10 protein-coding genes are annotated in these 19,933 nt (G+C 54.8%); 4 read left to right on the plus strand and 6 right to left on the minus strand.

Features of this window, described 5'->3' with window-relative positions; translation table 11 throughout:
• Positions 1–96: 96 nt before the first annotated feature.
• Together J3U88_RS24115 and J3U88_RS24120 are read right to left on the minus strand one after the other, a co-directional pair.
• A complete protein-coding gene (locus J3U88_RS24115; RefSeq protein WP_207861556.1) occupies positions 97–804 on the minus strand; it encodes a cytidylate kinase-like family protein in 708 nt (235 codons plus the stop codon).
• 371 nt (positions 805–1,175) lie between these two features.
• Entirely contained in the window at positions 1,176–2,177 is a 1,002-nt protein-coding gene (locus J3U88_RS24120) for a M20/M25/M40 family metallo-hydrolase (RefSeq protein WP_207861557.1), read from the minus strand.
• Between the two features lie 787 nt (positions 2,178–2,964).
• Here J3U88_RS24120 and J3U88_RS24125 point away from each other — a divergent pair.
• Positions 2,965–4,380 carry a hybrid sensor histidine kinase/response regulator gene (locus J3U88_RS24125; RefSeq protein ID WP_207861558.1) on the plus strand — a complete coding sequence of 472 codons (1,416 nt, stop codon included), beginning with the start codon at positions 2,965–2,967 and terminating at the stop codon, positions 4,378–4,380.
• Positions 4,381–4,408: 28 nt separating this feature from the next.
• On the opposite strand, the gene J3U88_RS24130 is transcribed toward J3U88_RS24125, so the two are convergent.
• Positions 4,409–5,023, minus strand: a complete 615-nt coding sequence (locus J3U88_RS24130; protein ID WP_207861559.1) for a chemotaxis protein CheB — start codon at positions 5,021–5,023, stop codon at positions 4,409–4,411.
• Positions 5,024–5,673: 650 nt separating this feature from the next.
• On the opposite strand from J3U88_RS24130, the gene J3U88_RS24135 reads away from it, so the two are divergent.
• Entirely contained in the window at positions 5,674–6,738 is a 1,065-nt protein-coding gene (locus tag J3U88_RS24135) for a serine/threonine-protein kinase (protein WP_207861560.1), read from the plus strand.
• A 70-nt stretch (positions 6,739–6,808) separates the two neighbouring features.
• Here J3U88_RS24135 and J3U88_RS24140 read toward each other — a convergent pair whose 3' ends face one another.
• Positions 6,809–7,999, minus strand: coding sequence for an alpha/beta hydrolase (locus tag J3U88_RS24140; protein WP_207861561.1), 1,191 nt, complete (start codon positions 7,997–7,999; stop codon positions 6,809–6,811).
• A 277-nt stretch (positions 8,000–8,276) separates the two neighbouring features.
• Positions 8,277–10,358, minus strand: a complete 2,082-nt coding sequence (locus J3U88_RS24145; protein WP_207861562.1) for a PA14 domain-containing protein — start codon at positions 10,356–10,358, stop codon at positions 8,277–8,279.
• Between the two features lie 1,269 nt (positions 10,359–11,627).
• Between J3U88_RS24145 and J3U88_RS24150 the strand changes: the two genes are divergently transcribed.
• Together J3U88_RS24150 and J3U88_RS24155 are read left to right on the plus strand one after the other, a co-directional pair.
• Positions 11,628–13,766 carry a VWA domain-containing protein gene (locus tag J3U88_RS24150; protein ID WP_207861563.1) on the plus strand — a complete coding sequence of 713 codons (2,139 nt, stop codon included), beginning with the start codon at positions 11,628–11,630 and terminating at the stop codon, positions 13,764–13,766.
• Between the two features lie 266 nt (positions 13,767–14,032).
• Positions 14,033–16,315: a TonB-dependent receptor gene (locus tag J3U88_RS24155; protein WP_243436126.1), complete on the plus strand. Its 2,283-nt coding sequence runs from the start codon at positions 14,033–14,035 to the stop codon at positions 16,313–16,315.
• Positions 16,316–16,535: 220 nt separating this feature from the next.
• Here the strand turns inward: J3U88_RS24155 and J3U88_RS24160 are convergent, their stop codons facing one another.
• Positions 16,536–18,746 carry a pre-peptidase C-terminal domain-containing protein gene (locus J3U88_RS24160; RefSeq protein ID WP_207861565.1) on the minus strand — a complete coding sequence of 737 codons (2,211 nt, stop codon included), beginning with the start codon at positions 18,744–18,746 and terminating at the stop codon, positions 16,536–16,538.
• Positions 18,747–19,933: the final 1,187 nt, after the last annotated feature.

The raw sequence follows: 19,933 nt of genomic DNA on the forward strand, positions 1-19,933 counted from the left end.
TGGAGGAGCAAGCTAGTTGGCGCATCGCTGGTTGTGTCCCTAGACGGGGAGAAGATAAGGTGCGGAAAGGCGTTTTCCGGGAGATCGGCCAGATCGTTAACGAATGGTTTTGCGGATTTGGAGTTTTTCACAGATGAGACGGAAACACAGATCAATGGCTGTTTCGGTGCCCACCTTGGCGTTGTCAATCATGATGTCGTAGAGGTAACGGTTGCTAATATCCTCGGAAAGATAGGTTTTGAGGTAGTTGTAGCGGTGGGCGTCTTGTTCCTCTACCGCTTTTTTCCCTTCATCCAAGGTCAGGTTATGGCGTTGGGCATGGTTCTCCGCGCGCCAGTCTTTGTTTGCAAAGAGGCGAATATGGACCGCGTGGTCGTAGTCCTGGGTGAGCACCGAGGCGCCCGCGCCCAACAAAATCACATGGCCGCGGCGCGCGGCGACGCGAATCATGTTGGCCAAAATCTGGATGGTCTGGAGTTGGCTTTTTTGACCGAACAGCGCTTCTTGCAGATACCCCTGGAATTCGGAATGACCGTATTCTTCCAGGATATTTAAGCGCTCCTCGTTGAGTTCATTGGGGTCCGCGTTTTTTAGCAACTGTGCGCGATCAATCGTATGCCACGGCATTTCGTCCTGGCGTTGGTTCAGGCGTTCTTGGAGGCCCGCCGCCAGCAGCCTACCGTCGCAGCCGTACTCGCGCGAAATGGTCACAAAGTGAGGGGTAAAGGTCTCTCTTAACGCGAACTTGAGATTGAGTTGTGCGGCAATTTGGGTATCAGCTTTTTTATCCAGCCAAGTCGTCATCGGTTGCCTCCTAGCAAAACGGGTCCGGTTTGAGGGTTGATGAAGAACTGGTTGCGCATGCGCGCGAAGGGTGGTTTTTTCAATACTAAAAAGAAGAGCTACGCGGGTTCACCCTGACAGGGTTTGGGCCGTCCCTTCGCCGGTTCCGTTGCCAAGTCCGGCGGGAAGCGCGGATTCCATGGCGTGCGGTGCGTGCGAACCTGCTTGGTGGGTGCTGCCAAGCCGTGAACGACGGGCCCTTCGTTCTCCCGGGCCAAATGAGGCACGGTCAAACGAGGTGGTAACAAGGGTTAAGGGTCAGATTGGGTGTGGGCCTATCTTATCAGACCCCACCCCGTCTGTGTGTTTTTGTGTCGGGAAATGGGGCCGCTTTAACCCAAGAGTTGTTCCGCCAAACGCCGGTAAATGTGTACCGCCTCTTCCAAATCCGCAATTTCGATTTTTTCACCCGCCGTGTGGGCGTCCGTGATCGAACCCGCGCCCCATAAAAAGGCTTTGCCCCCGAATTGGAAATACGGAATGTCGGTATTAAATGAAACCACCGTGGTCGGGTAACCCGCCACGGTGTTGAGTTCAACCGGATCGTTGGCGGCGACGACCTGAATCTCAACCCGTTCGTCGGCCATGTCGCGCACTTGTGCCAAAAGTTCCGTTTGATGGGTGACGACCCGAAACAAGACTTCCGCGTAAGCGTGGTCGGGAACGATATTGGCCGCTTTCCCACTTTTGAGGACCCCGATATTCACGGTGGTTTCGCCGAGGCGTGTTTCGGCGGGCCAGGGGTGTTTGCGAATCTTTTCCAGCAGATCGAGCAGGGGGTCTAGTGCCGAGCGACCCGTGTGGGGGTAGCCGGAGTGGGCCGCCTTGCCTTTGCAGGTGAGCGCCAGCTTGAGGATGCCTTTTTGACGGGTCACTAGTTTGGATTCGGTTGGTTCACCCACGATTAAATAATCCGGCTTCAGGCCCAGTTCGTTGGCGTGAATCATGCCGATGTGGTCGACCTCTTCCCCAACCACGTACAGCAATGCGATATCGTCGCGGCCCGCCTCTACCAATTCCTGGGCGGCCAGGAGTTGGGCCGCAATCAAACTTTTGGTATCACAAGCGCCGCGACCATAAAGGGTGCCGTTCTCAATGGTGGCTGGAAAGAAGGGGGGGACGGTGTCGATGTGGCTGTTGAACACCAGGCGCGGTTGCTTGGCGTTGCGGCGTGCCAGGACATTGGGACGGCCGGGTGCGACTTCTTGAAAGGTAACTTGCCAGCCGCGGGGTTCCAGGTAATCGCGGAGGAACCGTGCCATGGGTTCTTCATTGCCCGAGATGGATTCCGTGTTAATCATTTCCATGGCGAGGGCGACAACATCGTTTTTCATAGGGTTCCTCTTTAAATAATGACCGATTCAACCTAAGAAGCGCGCGTTATCGTGCTTCTTAGGTTACAACTTACAGCGTTCTTCAGCATTCTAGCCGAGCCGACGGGGGGGCGCGAGTCTTGAGGTCGATTCCCGTGGAATTTGTGGCACCGGGCGGGCCGGGATCGCGCCGCCTATGTTGCCTTTTTGTTGGGGTTTACGTTTGATACGAAAAAAGATGTAAAAAAACTGAACAAATGACGACGAATAGTCGTAATAGTTACTGAACGAAAACGAGGCTCTTACGGTCTCAGAAGCATATTTTCTCCTCATTTAGGGCTGGACTTTGGTTCCGGCCCTTTTTTTTACCTAAGAAGCGCGATAAGAATGAGGGATTTTGGCTAAAGATCTGGAGCGAAACGGTTTGGGAAAAGCGAGCCGGGGTCGCGCACGACCGCACCCGTTGGGTGCGGTGAGCATTTTTACAGGCCGTTGTAGCCCAGAGGTTTAGCCAAAATCGCCACGAGTTATCGCGCTTCTTAGGTTTTATGAAACCGCGAGCCCGTGGGATCGCTTACGTGCGCTGACGAACCCCTTTAGTTTTATTCATCACTGTGTCAACATGAAAAGACGCTTGAGGCTTTTGCCTTTTTTGCCGAAGCGTCCTAGGAAGCATCCCGATGTTGCCGTCGGCCGTCGGTTTCCCGGCCGCCTTGTCACGATGATCTATTGCGCTATGATGATTTGATGCAATGGCGGGATGTCCGCGCCCCCTTTCGCTCTGTATCTTCTTGGGAATCTGAAACTCATGGCATTGCTTGACCAAAACCTCGTTACCGTGACCACGACCACGGGCCTCCACAAGCCCGAGGATCAGTCCGCCGTGCCTGCCCCCGAGGAGGTGCGGCCGCTTGCGCTGCTGGTGGTTGACGGGAATCGGGTGAGTCGCAAAGTATACAGTCGGCTGTTGCAAAAACATTTCGGTGGCTGCCACATCAGTGAGACCGAAACCGGCGAGAAGGCGCTGACGATGTGCCGCGAGGGTGTTGTTGATTGTGTGTTGGTTGATTACAACCTGCCTGACATCAACGGTTTGGAGTTTTTGCAGAGTTTGCGGGAAGAACTCGGCCTGGGCTTTATCGCCGTGGTGATCCTCACCAGTCAGGGCGATGAAATGACCGCGGTTGAAGCCATGAAACGCGGTGCCCAAGATTATTTGGTCAAGGGGAGCTTTTCCCAAAAATTGATGGCCCAGGCAATCACCAATGCCATGGAGAAGGTCGAGCTGCTCAAAGAGTTGGAGCAGAAACGCATCGACCTGGAACGCAAAAATGTCGAACTGCAACAGACCAACGAAGAGCTGAACCGTACCCAGCGGCAATTGATTGATGCCGCCCACAAGGCCGGCATGGCCGAAATGGCGACCGGGGTATTGCACAACATCGGCAACATGCTCAACAACCTCACCACCGCGGTGGGGGTTTTGGATGAGATGGTCAAAAATTCGCGGTTGGGTGGTTTGAAAAAAGCCAACCAACTCTTGGAAACCTTTGCCGACGATTTGGAACAACGGCCTAAGGGACCGCAGCTCATGCAGTATTACCGTCGTCTTGAGGGCATTCGCACTGAAGAGTTTACGCGTTTTTCCTCAGAGATCACCTCGCTTAACGAGCGCATCGACCTTTTGTCGAAAGGGGTGATGGCACAGCGCAAATACGCGTCGCTGGAATACCACGTTGAAAAAGTCACCATCAAAGATTTGGTTCAGGACGCCATTTTGCTCAAAGCCACCTCGGGGACCGACGATGCCGGTGGGGTTGAGATTGTCGAGGATTATCAGACCGATCAACCCATTGAATGCGTCAAAATCAAAATTCTCCACGTGCTGACCAATTTAATTCTCAATGCTCGTGAATCCTTGCGCCAAGTCGCACGACCCGAGGGTGACAAGGTGATCCGCATTACCGTGGAACAAGAAGAAGACGCCTTTTTGTGTATCACTGTCGCGGACAACGGTACGGGCATTGAAGCAGAGAATTTAGAAAAGATTTTCCACTACGGTTTTACTACCAAACCCAACGGAAGCGGTATCGGCCTGCATGTCGCCGCGAACTCCATGACCGAAATGGGGGGATCGCTGCGTGTGGTGAGCGAGGGGAACAATCAGGGTGCCGAGTTCATCGTTCGCGTACCCGTCAAGGTGCGCGCCAAGGTAGGTTCCTAAGTTCTCTGAAATAAACAATATCCGTGGATCAGCAAGGTTCCGGCGATACCTCGCCAAGACCCTCTGCCATCTGGCTGAGGAGGGTGGCGATTTGGGTTGGCGCCAGGACGCGGTCAACGGTAGTGGCATTGAGCGCCGCGAGCGGCATTTGCGCGACCTCGGCACTTTCAGGACTCTGGACAACCGTGAAACCGCCGAGTTCGGCGACCATCCGCAAGCCCTGGCTGCCGTCGTGGTTGGCGCCGGTTAAAATCACCCCGATCAAACGCGGCCCGTAAACTTCCGCGGCCGACTCGAACAAGACGTCAATGGAAGGGCGTGCATAATTAACCCTTGCGTCTACCGAGAGGCTTAAGCTGTTGTCGGCCTCAATTAATAAATGGTACCCGGCCGGGGCTAGGTACAGATGTCCCGCGCGGAGTTGTTCCTTCTCCTCTGCTTCTTTAATACGCAGCGATGTTTTTTGCTGGAGCAAGGGGTAAATCAAACGTCCGCTGTCGGCGCCCACGTGTTGGACCGCCACGATGGGAATCGGAAAATCCTTGGTCCAATGAGGCAGGATCAAGCTTAAGGTGTCCATGCCCCCGGCGGAAACGCCGATGACAAGGCACTCGAATCTCCGTTGAACAGCAGATGAGGTCATGTTCTCGATCCTTGGGGTGAGGCCGGCGCGGGTTGGTGTCGGCGACTAAAGGATATCCCATCATAGAACATCGGTATTTCACCTGTTCGAGAAAAGTCATTCTTGCGATTTCATGTGAAAGTGGGGCGCGCGAAGCGCTCCCATGCCATTCAAGCATCCTACATTTTGGAAGGGTTTGATATGGATTTAGATAATTGGGACAAGATGTAGATCTTAGGATAGGTATTTAGGGTTTTTCACGTGCAAGACCGATTCTAGGCGGCCCATATAACAAGGTCTTTGGGTGATCTTTTAAGAGAAATCCCATGGTTCTTGTATGGAGTTTGAAGCTAAGTTGTTTGAATAAAGTGGTTTGAGGGTTCTTGGTTGCGGTTTTCTCAATCGGCGAGCATGAGGTTGTGTTTTTTTGGCACGGACCTTGATGTGTAAGGAGGGTGAGACTGATGGCAATCAGTCGACAATTTTTTGAATAATTTAGGTTTTTTTAACGGATTGGTAAGGATAAAGATAGGTAGCAAATTCGGATAATCGTTGACAATTTGTTTGGTTGCGTCGTTAAGCGTATTGACTGAACGTTTTTTGCGATTCCTGAGACCTGCGCCCCTCCTCTTTCTCCAGCGCCTGTCCTTCCCTCTGATGGAGATTGGGTCATGACACCGCAAGCACTACACAACACGAACCTTAGGCAGTCCTCCGTTGTTGACAACGGCACCGCCGCTCGTGCGTCTTTGCTGGGTAACATCGGCCCTTACCAATTGCTCGAAAAAGTTGGGCAGGGTGGTATGGGGCTTGTTTACAAAGCTGTACGGCGCGATGCCGACCATCACTATGTCGCCGTAAAAGTTATGCGGGGCATGGTGCCAAACCAACTGATGTTCGGGCGTTTCCAGCAAGAGGCGGAGGCCATGGCGCGGTTGCGCCATCCGAACATCGCATCCTTCATTGAGGTGGGTTACGACGCCGAATGGCGGCCTTACCTGGTGATGGAATACGTCGACGGCTGTCCGCTGTTGACCTACGCGCGGCAACGTCAGCTTACCTTGGCGGCGCGGTTGCGTCTGTTCCAGCAAGTGTGCGACGCCATGGCGGCGGCGCACGCGCAAGGTATTGTTCACCGCGACCTTAAACCCGACAACATTTTGGTTGCCGACACGGGTTTGGGACCACGGGTTAAAATCATCGACTTCGGTGTTGCGAAGGTCAACGATCTTCGCGACGGTCATCCTTTGACCCAGGCCGGGGCCGTGGTTGGCACTTTGTCCCACATGAGTCCCGAGCAGGCCGGTTTCCAAGAAGGTCCGATTGATGCGCGCAGCGATGTGTACACCCTTGGATTGGTTCTCTACGAACTGCTTGTTGGTGTACTGCCTTTTGATCGGGCCGGCTTGATCCGCAAACCCTTGTTCCGACAGATGCGTTGCTTGTTTGAAAAAACACATCCGGCCCCAATCGCTCGCTTGCGGGCGCTTGAGCCCGAGTTGGTACAGGAAATTGCCGAGGCCCGTCAAACCACGCCCAAGTTGTTGATGAAAGCCCTTGCCGGACCGATTGCCGAGGTGATCGGTCAGGCGTTGACCATCGACCTTGAAAACCGGACCCGCGATGTGGGCGCCCTGGGCGAAGCCGCTTCGCGCGCGTTCGAACAACGTCAAACTTCTAAGCGCTTGTCCTTGGCCGGCTTCCGTCAATGGGTCGGTTTGGGGATGTCTTCCTAAAGCGCAAACGCCAAAACGAAAACCCGCATGGATGTTGCCCATGCGGGTTTTTTTTGTTTTGGGTCGTGGTCTACCGCGGTGTAAATGGGAAGAAGTAAGCGGCTGCGCTCGGTACCATGTCGACCCAGGCGTGGACGTGGTGACCGTCTTGGAACTCCGCGGTTTTATGGGCTAGCCGCTTGGTGCGCAACACCTTGGCCAGCTCGCGGCCGTCCTTGAGCCAGTAGGCGTCTAAGTTGGCCAGGCCCACGAATACCTTGATGCCCGGTTTGGACTTGCGCTTGAAATTGCGCATAAATTTGGTCGGGGACAAGGCCGGGGTCAACGCGGCCACGTTGGCGACCCGGTTGGGGTAGTTAAGCATGGCGTCCAGCGCCATCAGCGCCCCGCGTGAGCCGCCCAGGATGACACGGTGCTCCGGTCCGTCCAGGGTGTTGTAGGTGCGATCAATAAAAGAAAACAGATCGTAAACGTACCAATTGCGGTATTTGCTCGAGCCGCGGTATTCCTCGCGGCGGTTGGTCGGGTTACTGAGGACCACGAAAAACGGATCGCATTGGCTGTGGTACATCATCGCGTCGAGGGTCTGTTTTAGGTTGCCTTCATCTAGGAACAGGCTGCCGTCGTTGATGTACATCACCGGAAAGGCGCGGTCGCGGTCCTCGTCAAAGGCGCGCGGAACATATACAAAAATTTCTTCTTCTTTGCCGTTGCGTTTGATCTTTTGGGTTTCAATGCGGCCGGGTTGGGTGCGTGCCTGCTCTTCCTTGGAAAATCGTTCTTTGAATTGCGGCATGGTGAACGAGGACAGGGTGTTGCCGAAGACCTGGACCGTGGCGGGATTGTGCGGGTCGGTCAACCGTTTTTCGCCAACGGCGAATTCGTAAACCAGGCGTGCGTCTTCAAGCAAAGGGACGGTTGCGTAATACCAAGTGGTTTGGCTGATGCGCGTCATTTGGCCGATGGCGGGATCATCTTTGCCGTACAGTGCGCCGAACGCGTTGTTGTCGTGTAACAGGCGTGGCCGTTCCGTTCCCGCTTTGTGTTCAAAAAGGAAAACGGCCTGGGTTTTTTCGACCAGGGGATGTCCTTGGCGTTTGATGAACTTGCGGATCAAGCGGTGGGCTTTGCGGGGTTTAACCTGGGTGCTGACCTGCAGCAATTCACCAAAAGTTTTCGGTTTGCTTTTTTTTGCTGCCAATGCGTCGGGTGCAAAAAGGAGAAGCAGGATGAATCCGATACGGAACAGCGAGGAATGCATGCAAAACTCCGGGAGGGAAAAGGTTGAATCGTCGCCTCATCCTAGCAGGGGGCCGGTTCTCTAAGAAAGCTGTAAAGTCACGGATTTGGCGCTGCTTTTCATCTTCCTGTTGCACGGCCTCAATGAAAAAGCCGGCCAAGATCGGCCGGCTTTCGCGGTTCCCCCGAGGGGGTTACTTTGGTTTTCGCCTGGCGGCGGGATTGGTTGAGGGAGGGGTCCCCCGCTTACCCGGGAGTCGGCGGGGGGACCCGCCCGCTCTAAACCCTGTCCGCCAAAATCAGGGTTCGTTCACACCTGAGCGGGCATAATTGCTGACGACGTCCCATGCGATTTCCTGCAGGGCGAGGGCTGTATCGCTGGGAATGTTGAGCCAATCGCGCTCACCCCAGTAGCCGTCAAAACGGCTGGTGAGCCCGATGGGGCAGCGTTTGTACAAGGTCGCGTATTGAACCAGGGCGACGAAGTAGTTGCCGACGTTGTTCATGTGAATGTTGTCGACCATCATGCCTTCTTTAAGGTTGCTAATGCCAGGTACTTGACCCGCGTCGATGCGAATGCGGAGTTCGCGAACCGCCAAACCGGCGGGAACCAGATAGACAGGTGCCTCGTTGGGGCGTTCGCGTTCAACCGTGTTGGCGATTTGTTCCCAGAGCAGCAGCTTCTGGTCGACCGCGTTGTACCAGTCGCCCGTCGTCATTTCCGGCCAGGTTTGGTAGATGTACAGCTCGGCATTGCCGTTGCCTTTGAGGATTTCGTCGTAGAAGCGAACCGCGTAGCCCTCGGAATCGTTCCAAGTAATGTGGTTTTCCAGGGGGAGGGCTTCGGTGATGACCAGGGTGTCGTAGTTGCCGGAGGGCAGTTCGGCGGCGTAGTTGGTGCCGCCACCGCCGCCGGGATTGCTGTAGTTCCAGCGCAGGGGTGAGCCGTTGATGTATTGGTAGCTTTGGGTGTGGTTCATGCGGGCGTCCTCGGCGAGTTTGCCCAGGATGTAAGGCATGTTGTCGTTAACGAGGCTGTGGCCGATGAAGTAAACGCCGCGTGAGGTGATTGCGGAGGTGCTGCAATCGCCGGGAATGCCGCCGTCGCCGCCGTCGGAACCGTCGCCGCCGTCGGAACCGTCGCCGCCGTCGCCGCCGTCGGAGCCGTCGGAGCCGTCGCTACCGTCGGAGCCGTCAGAACCATCGGAGCCGTCGGAGCCGTCGCTACCGTCGGAGCCGTCAGAACCATCGGAACCATCGGAACCATCGGAACCATCGCTACCGTCGGAACCATCGCCGCCGTCGCTACCGTCGGAACCATCGCCGCCGTCGCTACCGTCGGAACCATCGCTACCGTCGGAGCCGTCGCTTCCGTCAGAACCGTCGGAGCCGTCGCTTCCGTCAGAACCATCGGAGCCGTCGCTTCCGTCACCGCCGTCGGAGCCGTCACCGCCGCCGTTGTTGTACCACTCGACTTGCAGGACCGCGTCCCAGCCGCCCTCGTAGTATTCAACCGTTACCGTTTCTAAAGGACTGACGATATGAACGTCGGCGGTGTAGGTGGTGGCCGGTTGATCGAGCCAGCCGTCGATGACCATTTCGCCGCCGACATAAATGCGAACACCGTCGTCGGCGGTGGCGGAAAAGGTGTAATTACCAGGGGCAAAATCAAAGGTACCCATGAAGCGGGCGGAGTAGTTGTCTTTGCTGAGGCCGGGGCCGGGGGAGGTATCGCCCCAGAAATAATTGATGCGTTCGGTTTGGACCGTGTAAACCGCGTCACCGCGCAGGAGGCGGTTGGGGAAAAATTCGCCGCAAAACATGTTTTTGGGGCAGGCATCCAAATCGCCGACGCGTTGCCAGGAAAATTCCAAGGTGGCGTCGCCCCAATATTCGTAATATTCAATGATGATGTCGTGGAAGCCGGCAATGATCGGGGCCTGGGCGAAATACTCGGTCGGCGGCTGATTCTTCCAGCCGTCGATGATGAGTTCGCCGTCGAGCCAAACGCGAACGCCGTCGTCGGCGAGGGCCAGGAATTCAAAAATGCCGGATTCGAAGAAAAAACGGCCCTCGTAACGGGCGGCCCAGAAATCGTGGGCGATGCGGTCGCCCGGGCTTAACGCGCCCCAGTGGTTGGCGATAATGCCTTCCTCGCGGGTGTAGGTAGGGGTGCCCGCGAAATCGATGTTGTCGTAGTAACTCGCGCAGAACTTGTTGTCGGCGCCGGTACAGTCTTGGGCCTGAACCGGGGCGGAGACAAGGCTTACTAGGAGAAGCAAGCCGTAGAACAGTGGGGAAAGACGGTGGGCGATGGAAAAGTTGGTGTGTGAACCTTTTAAAGAAAACCAATTACCTTCCTGTCTTAAGAACAAGGACATGGGGAATCTCCTCAGTAGATGGCCGACATAATGCGGCTAGTGTTCTTTTCGACGCAGGCGTATCTATTACCTATCTGAAAAGAAGGCAAAGTGTGATACTTCCTAAGATTTGCGTGAAAAGGGTTTCATTTGGCGGAATCTTGTCGGTGACGCTCTGGATCGACGAGACACAAGCCTGCTTGGAACCAGCGAAGCCAGGTGTTCTCCGTGATTGTCAAGGATCTCGAAATGAAACACTTAGGGCCGAATGGCGATTGGGACATGGTTGCGTTGGGTTACACCTTTCGCGGCGGGGGTTAAACACGAAAATGGATCTCTTCTAAGCGGAAACTATGGGAAGAAATGGAACGGAAAAACCAAAGGAGGTTTTTCAACAATTATCGCGACATTGGATGACTTCTGTCTTGGTAACAACCAGAAAACCATGCCTTCACTAAATGAAGGTTTTTTTGAGTTTTTGTTGGAGCATGTTGGGTTCTTCGTTTTGACCGGTTTAGCCAAAACGTTCGGTTTTTCAAAACGTACATGTCCCATCGGATGTGCCTATCTTAACCCTTTTTTCCTGTCATCTGTGTGTCGATGCTCACCTTATTAACGCTTGGGAAGAGAACTTGGGAAGGTGTGAATTTTTTGTCAGCAACTAAAAATACGCGGTGTTCTGGTTAAGGCTATTTTCTTCAGGGGTTTGGCTGGGACCGGTGCGCCATTTTTTTACGTCTCAGTGCGTCAGTTGTGTTTTTTTGGTGGCCTGGACGATGGTAAACCGTGAACCTGGACACGTTTTTTGGAAGCCGTGGAAAACGGACATTGTCCCGGTGTTGGGTTTTTCGTAGGGGAAAAGCCCAAGTTGTGCGTTTGCTCCTACACTTGGATGAGTTTGATTGGATGGTCCGTCGCGCGTTTGGGTCGCGTGTTATGCATTGAGTTGGATCATCGGAAATTTTGCGGCGAGGCTGGCCTTGGTCACGTCCATTGATATATGTTTAGAGCAACTTTTCGAATGGAAGTTTGATCCACACAATGGTCTTTTCTGTACGGCGTTATCCCTGAGAAGCACGATGTGAGCGAGGGGGTTTGGCGAAAAATCTGGAACGAAATGGCTTGGAGGAGACGGAGGCGCACCCAAGGGGTGTGGTGAGTATTTTCACAAGTCGTTGTAGCCCAGAGGTTTCGCTAAAATCACCGCGTCAGCGCTTCTTAGGTTAAAGCCCATGTATTTGAGAATGAATCACTTGGTGTGATTTGCTTACCCAATGATGAGGTGGATTTATGAAAGCTAGGTTGCTCATTGTGTTGTTGTTGAGCTGCAGTGTGGCCACGGCGTTTGCTCAAGAAGTTCAAGAGAATATCAAGGTCATTTTCCGCGATGTGCGCGTGCACGTTACCGATGGTGACGGCAATCCTGTTCGCGGCCTGAAACTAGAGGATTTTTCCTTAACCGAGGCCGGCAACGGTCAACGCATCGACTTTTTCGAAGAAGTCGATTTATCCCAAGAAGTCTCCAAAGGCACGATTTACCACAAGGATGGTCTGGTTGAAGATCCCGACGACCGTCCTGTCCGCGCAAGTGGCAAAGAACGCAGCCTCGTTCTTTTTATCGACAGTTCCAACATGACCAAGGATGCCTTTGAGCCCTTCGTCGAAACCGTCCACGAATTCATTGATTCCTCGGTGGTGCCCGGTGATTTGGTAAAGGTTGTCCAGTTTGACGAGCGCCTGGAGATTCTATCGGCGTTTACGTCCAACAAAAACGACCTCCACGCCGCTGTTGACAAAGCCAAATACGCGGGCAACATGCGCAACCGTTTGGAGGCTGCCGAGCGCCTTGTAACCGACAAGTTTACCGATTACCTTCAGCCCCAGGTGACCAATCCCTTCCCTGGCGAGCTCGAGCAAATTCGTGACGGCCTGTTGCTCGAACTTGAAGACGCGGTGCGCCAAAAACACAGCATTAAAACCGGTTACTACAAGGCCTTTGAATCAAGTCTGGGTTACCTCGCGCGCATTTTCGACCAAATGTCCGGTTCCAAATCGGTGTATTTGTTCACCGGCGGCCAACATGTGATCGACAAAAGCCTCGTCGGTACCAGCAAAGAAGTGGCGCGCCTGATGAACCAGAGCCTCAACTCCTCCAACGTCACCGTTTACACCATGATCCACCTGCCCCAGCGTCCCATTGGGCACAGCCATCGTTTCACCGGGCGGGTCCGCTTGGACGATGAAACCAATCCGCTTCGCTCACTGGGCCTGAATAGCCGCCCGTCGGAAGGAACCATCCTCGAGGACACCGTGGAGCTGTCCACCGGTCCTTATAAAGTGACCGACGGCACCGGCGGTATTATCCAGGCGGCCCACAAACCCCAGGACATCGGCTCCGCGCTTAAGAAGTTCCAAACCCGCGCCAATCACTACTACCGTCTGGGTTACTCGGTGGATTCCCCCGACAAGCAAACCCAAATTAAAATCAAACTCAGCGATGCCTACAAAAACGCCAAGCTCAGTTACGGCGGCACCTTTAACCCGGTCAAAACCTACTTGGAATTGAAACCCCAGGATCGGGCCATCGCCTTTGAAGCCTCGTTGCAATACACCCAAAGTTTTCGCGACGATCTCGACGCGCAGCCGGGTTTTCGCGGCTTCAAACATCCGGTGGAAAAAGGCGACATGATTCCCGTTTACCTCGGGCTGAAGGTCAATCAATTCCCCAAAAACGGCTATGAAATTGGTTTTGCCGCCCTTAACGCCGAACGCGGCCTCATTGATTTGGTGCGTTCCACCGTCAAAAAAGACAAACACCAAACGGATTTTCTGCTTTACGACGTGTTGCTGCCCAAGGCAAAACCGGCTCTGCTGCGCTTTAAAATCGTCAACCTCGACAATGGCGAGGAGAGTTTGCTGGAAGTTCCCTATGAGCGCGAGGAAAAAGGTGAGACCGATTTTCACATCAGTGAAATGGTCTTTTTTGGCAAGTCCGACCGCGAAATGGTACCGCTGAACCATTTGCGCTACAACGGGACCCCGGAAAAGGACCGTCCGGTGATGGTTGATATGCGCAAGCACTACGACCCGCTCGCCATGGCCAACTACTTGTTCAAGCCGGTGGCCACGGATAACCTGTTCCCGGCCAAAGAGCACCACCTCTTTTTCCAAATCCGCAATATGGAAAAAAGCATTGAAAACTACCAAATCAAATACACCTTGAAACGCGGTGGCGAGCAGTTGCCGGTCGAGTTCCAGGTGAAAGACGCTTACCAACCCAAGGGGTTTGGTAACACCTACCATTTTGTTGGAACCTTCTCTGGGATCGATTTTGATCCGGGCGATTATGAACTGATGATCGAAGTGGTCGACGATCAGGCCGACGCCGGTGCCCAGTTACAGCGCACGTTCTCGGTTGCGGCAAAATAAACAACAGCTCGTTGCTCGCGGGACCCGCGAGCAACGGGCGAAACGCATGCTACGCAAACCCCAAACGCAAGCGGAGCTTGCATTTGGGGCTACAAAAAAGTTTCCCCAGGAAAGCAGCGATTCCGGCGGCACACGCCGCCCACGAACACAGGGTGGGGAGGACTGCGCCGATTATATTTGAGAAAGAAAATTAGTTGTTATTATAAATAAAGCGTTAAGTGAATAAATAGCCTCCTGTTAGAATGACCGCGGGAGGCACCGTGTTTATGCGTTTAAGTCTGTTGCTTTTACTGGTTTCACCGATGGTGCACGCTAAGCCGTCCCTCAAGGGTGCGCTCCAAATTACCGTTATGGATGCCACCGGTAACCCCGTGTACCTAGCGACGGTGACCCTCAAAAACCCACTGTTTGGTCGCACCGTGCGCGTCGCCAAGACCATGACCCTGAAACAGATCCCGCCGGGAAGCTATCGCATCGAAGTGCGCGCGCCCAATTTCGAGCCGCAAGACAGATCAGTCATCATCAAGGCCGGCGAAACCGAGGCCGTCACCCTAACCTTGACACCTGCAACCCTCTCGATGGGTGTTCAGGTCGTCGCACCGAGTCAATTCTCCCTCATGAAACAGAACAGCGAGGTCTCCTCCCAGTACCTCGACCGTGACACGGTCAGCCGCTTACCTCGATTTGGTGACGACTTGTTTCGCGCGCTCAATACCGTGCCGGGCACCAGCAGCAATGACTTTGGCTCGGCGTTCACCGTGCGTGGTGGTGAATATCGCGAAGTTCACGTGACCTTGGATGGCATGGAACTCTACGAACCCTTTCACATCAAAGACTTTACCGGTATTTTTAGCTTTATTGCGCCCGAAACCCTTGGCGGGATCACACTTAATACGGGCGGGTTCGATGCGACCTACGGCAACGCGCTCAGCGGCGTCATGGCGCTGAGCTCCTCGGAACCCAGTGAGCGACGCTCGCATGCGCAGATCAGCCTTGGCGGCCTGAGCTATCAGACTGAAGGCCGTTTTAACAATGGCCTTGGTCAGTACGTCTTTAGCGCACGACGCGGGTATCTTGACGTGTTGCTCAGCTTGGGGGGTGACGAGGAAGAGGAAGGCGAAGTCGAAGACACGGATGTTACCTACTGGGATTCATACGGAAAACTCGCCCATGCCCTCGGAATAAACCAAACCCTCTCGTTCAACTACCTGCTCGCCGCTGATGGTTTTGTCAACTACGAGGAAGAAGGCATGGAGCTTGAGGACATCGACAGCGATTATGACGATCAGTATTTTTGGATGAACCACGACTGGGTGCCCAACGATCAGTTCTCCTTGCGCAACACCCTGTATTCAGGACGAATTGATCGTTCCCGCTTCGCCTTTAGTGAAGGCAGCGAAGAACGGGTAGATTACCGAATCGACGATCAACGTGAGACCCGTTATCGCGGTTTCAAAACCGCCGCCGAGTGGGAACAGCGGTGGCATTTCTTGCGCTTCGGAATTGGGTTTCGTCAAAATGACGCCACCTTTCGGTACACCAGCAACATCAAAAACGGGATTGTCATCGGCGGCGTAGGCGAACGCGTTATTTCCACAAATTTCGATTTTGACAACACCGAATACCATGCCTATATCACGGATCGATTTCAACTCACGGCCAACCTCAATGTCGAACTCGGCTTGCGTTTTGATCACCAGTCTGAACCCAAAGATGATCAACTAAGTCCTCGTCTCAATGCCCGTTACCAAAACGGACCCCATACCTTTCGACTGGCCGCCGGCACCTTCCACCAAGCCGAACGCGGGCATGAACTCCAGGTCGCGGACGGCGTGACGCGACTCCAGACACCAGAAAAAGCGACCCACCTGGTGTTGGGTTATGAACGTCGATTGCCGTTCGATATCGACCTCCGCGTCGAAGGTTATTATAAAAAGTACGACAACCTGCGAACGCGTTTTGTCAACCTCACCAAGTCACTGGTGTTTTATCCAGGTCTCTCGGGTGATCGCGTCGCCATCGACGCCGATCAAGGCCGCGCTTACGGATTCGAAATTGTCTTTAGAAGAGACATCGGGTCACGCTTTAGCTTTTTCGGGAATTATGCCTGGTCTCATACCAAGGATGAACTTCTGGACGGACGCGAGCTGTTTCGACCATGGGACCAACGCCACACCTTGAACCTCGCCGCCAACTATCGCGCCGGCCGCAAGTGGAACATCAACGGCGCTTGGATCTACCACACCGGTTGGCGCACCACCCCATTTCGCTATGACGCCACCACGGATACCATTGAGGTGGGTGCGTGGTTCAGCGATACTTTTCCTGCCTATTACCGACTCGACCTGCGTATTAACCGCGCTGTCTACACGCGGGGGAAACGCTCCTTCGAGATCTTCGTCGATATCGCCAATGTCACCAACCGAAAAAACATCCGGGGAACCGAGGATTTTACCTTTGTCGAAACCGAGTCCGGCACCCGGCTCGAATACGGCGAGGACGGTTGGTTTCCCATCCTTCCCTCATTCGGCATCACTTGGCGCTTTTAACCGGGACATATTGATTCGTTTTGACGTCGGCCACAGAAGACGTGAAGCTGATGCGTGTGATCCCTGCAGGTGTGGTGTTGCCTGGATCCGTTTTAACAAAAAGACCACCGAACGGGGGTCCGCTCGGTGGTTCTGGGGGCGCTGTGGCCGGATGGCGCTTTGGTATGGGTGACAGACGTTTACCCCGCCGCGTTGGCGCGGCGGGGTGATGGTTGCTTCCTTACTCCTGCTCAGCCGACAGGGTTAGGCCGGAGTAGGAACGGTAGGCGCGAATACCGATATGCCAGGTACCGGCCGCGGGGTTGTCGAAAGTACAGGATTCGTTGTTGCCGTTGCGGTAGGGGCGGCAGTCGTAGGCACGGGTGCCGGGGCGGCTACCGAAACGAACGTACAGGTCCGCGTCGCCGCTGCCGCCGTTGATGCTCACCGTCAGTTTGGAAACACATTCTTCTACGTTGACCGTGTAGTATTTCCAGTATCCGCGTGAGCCGGAGATGTTGTCGATGCTGCCGCTTTCACCACAACTTCCTCCCTCCTCCCAGGATGCCGTCAGCGTCAAGCCGCCGAAGTTGCTGTAGGCGTAAACGCCCACGTACCAGGTGCCGCCGTTGGGGCTTTCGAAGGTGCAGGACTCGTTGCTGCTCGGGGTGATGGAACGACAGTCGTAGGTGCCGGTGGTGGGCTCGGCACCGGCGCGGATGTAGAGGTCGGCGTCGACATCATTGCCGGTCGTGGTGATTTGCAGGTTGCGCGCGCCTTGGGGCAAGTCGATGCGGTACATCAACCATTGGCCCGCGGTGGCGGTGAGGTTGGTCACGGGGTTGCCGTTCTGCAGGACGTCGCCGCCGCCGCCACCGCCGCCGCTCACGGTGATGTCCGCGGTGGCGCTGTCGGTGGCGCCGTCGTCGTCTGTAACCGTCAGGCGCACGCGGTAGGTGCCGGCCGAGGCGTACGTGTGGCTAGGGTTGTGTTGGGTGCTGCTGTTGCCGTCACCGAAGTCCCAGGCCCAGCGGTTCACCGTGCCGTCGCTGTCGCTGCTGCCGTCGCTAAAGGACACGCGCAGGCCGTTTTGGCTTGAGGTGAACGCGGCGTTCGGCGGGTTGTTACCGGTGCTGCAGGTGGTCAAGCAGTTGGCGCCGTTAACGCGTGAACGAATGAGGTTGCCGGGGACGGGGCCGAAACCGGCGGTCAAATCGATGCCGATGTTGGTCAAGTGGCAGTAGCTCATGATGGTGCCGCCGCTGGATGGGGGCGCGGGTCCGGGCGAGCAGTTGCCCTCGGTGGTGTAACAGTTATCCAAAGCACCGCCCGGCCAGGAGCAGCTATGGGTGTGGGGTGAGCCGAGGTTGTGACCCATCTCGTGGGCGACCACGCCCACGGTCCAGGAGTAGGTAGGCAGCGGGTTGTAGGAACTGCCGATGTTGCTGTAGGCGTAACCGTAGCTGCCGCACAGGCCGTTCAGCCAGGCGACACCGCCGAGACCGGAACCGCCGCGTGCCAAAAGGTGGGCCAGGTCGGCGTTGTGGGTGGTGCCGCGGAATTGGTTCAGGGCTTGTGAGGAAGAGGTGCGGGAGTAACTATCACGCGTGGTCCAAACCTTGATTTCGTTGATGGTGGTGGTGATTTGTTCGTTTTGGTAAATCGCCGCAACGACATTATACATGCCAGTCACAAAGGCCGCGGTTTGTTGGGTACTGCTGCCTTTTTCTTGATACATGGCGTAATCGCACTCAAAGTAAACCTCAACACAATTATCGACCAACGTGTTTGCAATGGGTTCAGCTAGTAAGTCGGCGATGGTGTCGTGGTAAGAAGGATCCGCCTCGGTACTGCAGGAAAACGGTTGCGTTTCCGTCATTTCGGCGGTGCGGTAGAAGATGTGTTGGTTGTTGGGGGCAAAGGCCGCGTCTTCCATGGGGCCGAGGACCATGTCGCCGTCCTCGGGCGTTTTGATCATGGCCATCACGTGCTCGCCGTAGAAACTCATGGCGACCAAGGTGTCGGTACGGCCGCTGACAATGCCGCGGTAATGAACCCCGTCGCTGAAGTTTTCCTCCTGGCCGCTGCTGGTCGTCAGGCGGAAATTGTCGCTAAGTACCTTGGTTTGAAGCAGGTCGAACTGCATGGTATCTTGGGTTTTACCCAGGCCGGCGCCGATCGGCAGGGTTAGGCGCACGCGCTGGGGACGGCTTTCGACGATGGTGGCCAACTGATCCGTGTTGGGCGCAAACCATGCCGCTGATTCAACCGGCAAGTTACCGGACCAAATGGTGGAAGGTGGCGTGGTTGCGCTGAGTGGGGCAACCTCGGTGAAGGATTGATCATCCAAATACTTCTGCATGACCTTTTCGGCAACCGGTGGCAGGTCGCCGGCGATGACGCACAATGATGCAAAAAATACCGTGAATAACGCGGTGAAAAAGAAGCGCATGTTTTCTCCTCCTGAAGATGACTTCAATGTGAAACAGACCCGAATATGCATGAATAATGAAACAAAAGGGACATACCAAAACGAGCCGTGAAGCATGAATCTAAAACGAAAGAATCGTGCTCTCAATGTGAAAGCATGATCTTCGGCAATGTTGAGATTACAGCATGTTATCCGGTGGTTTTATGTGACGAAAGTGACGAATTGAATACCGAACCTTTACAGTAAAGTATTGCTATTTATTGTGTTAGAGTTGATGAAAATCACGTGTGTTCAATCCGCTGTGCAAAGTGCCTTTTGGCACCTTTTGTCACGGATGGGCGCGGTTCAGCTTCACTGCTGATACCGCCGGCTCCCGCGCGAAAGGCGTGCCGCGTTGCCCGACACCCCCTGGCGTGATGGGTGGCGTGGACGCGGCTCCACGAGCGGAGCGATTCCTTTTCCACTCCTGGGATGTGCCGAGGTGGTGACCTAAAGAAACACATCTTTTGGAGTAGCTTAGGCATAATATGGACACCCGCGTGATCAGGACGGACCTTCCCTAAAGGCGTGGCACGGGTGGTTGGTTTTGGATCAAGGGCCCTGGCGTGGTAGAGGAAAAAAACTTGCAGGCGGCCAAATCATAAATCAGGGCGGGCCGCATAAAACCCAAGAGACGCTGAAGCGAGGGTTTTTTGCTAAAGGTCTGGAGCGAAATGGCTTGGAGAAAACGAGCCGGGATCGGGCATTTTTACAGGCCGTTGCAGCTCAGATGTTTAGCTAAAATCACCGCGAGTTGTCGCGCTTCTTAGGTAAAACCCTCAAGTCGGCGCTGTCGTCGGAGGACGGGGTTCGTGCTTTTTGCGCCACTTGATGGTGTGGTTGAACCATCTTACGTTAATAAAACGTAAATCCCAAGCGATTATGTCTGGATTTCTACCTGGATCACAAAATTGCCTTTGGCTAATACTAGGTGAATAACAAACCTTTACGTTGCGCGGCCCATTTGTTCTCATTTGCCTGCTGATCCACATGCCCAACGAGGAATGAGGCCTCTTTGTTGCCCGAGGTGTCTTTCGGATTCGCGCCTGGTTCATTTATGATAAGGTGATGCGCCGGACCCTTGGCCCGCATTGCTCACAAGGATTCGTCGCGAGAAGCTGAAGGCCTTGTGAGTACGAAGATGACGACCAAGCCACGGCACAGGGGTC

The sequence above is a fragment of the Acanthopleuribacter pedis genome (assembly GCF_017377855.1).
GTDB classification, from domain to species: Bacteria; Acidobacteriota; Holophagae; order Acanthopleuribacterales; family Acanthopleuribacteraceae; genus Acanthopleuribacter; species Acanthopleuribacter pedis.

Coding starts and splice junctions, on each gene's coding strand:
- J3U88_RS24155 (WP_243436126.1), top strand. CDS start 14,033: ATGCGTTTAAGTCTGTTGCTTTTACTGGTTTCACCGATGGTGCACGCT.
- J3U88_RS24120 (WP_207861557.1), bottom strand. CDS start 2,177: ATGAAAAACGATGTTGTCGCCCTCGCCATGGAAATGATTAACACGGAA.
- J3U88_RS24140 (WP_207861561.1), bottom strand. CDS start 7,999: ATGCATTCCTCGCTGTTCCGTATCGGATTCATCCTGCTTCTCCTTTTT.
- J3U88_RS24135 (WP_207861560.1), top strand. CDS start 5,674: ATGACACCGCAAGCACTACACAACACGAACCTTAGGCAGTCCTCCGTT.
- J3U88_RS24145 (WP_207861562.1), bottom strand. CDS start 10,358: ATGTCCTTGTTCTTAAGACAGGAAGGTAATTGGTTTTCTTTAAAAGGT.
- J3U88_RS24115 (WP_207861556.1), bottom strand. CDS start 804: ATGACGACTTGGCTGGATAAAAAAGCTGATACCCAAATTGCCGCACAA.
- J3U88_RS24130 (WP_207861559.1), bottom strand. CDS start 5,023: ATGACCTCATCTGCTGTTCAACGGAGATTCGAGTGCCTTGTCATCGGC.
- J3U88_RS24150 (WP_207861563.1), top strand. CDS start 11,628: ATGAAAGCTAGGTTGCTCATTGTGTTGTTGTTGAGCTGCAGTGTGGCC.
- J3U88_RS24160 (WP_207861565.1), bottom strand. CDS start 18,746: ATGCGCTTCTTTTTCACCGCGTTATTCACGGTATTTTTTGCATCATTG.
- J3U88_RS24125 (WP_207861558.1), top strand. CDS start 2,965: ATGGCATTGCTTGACCAAAACCTCGTTACCGTGACCACGACCACGGGC.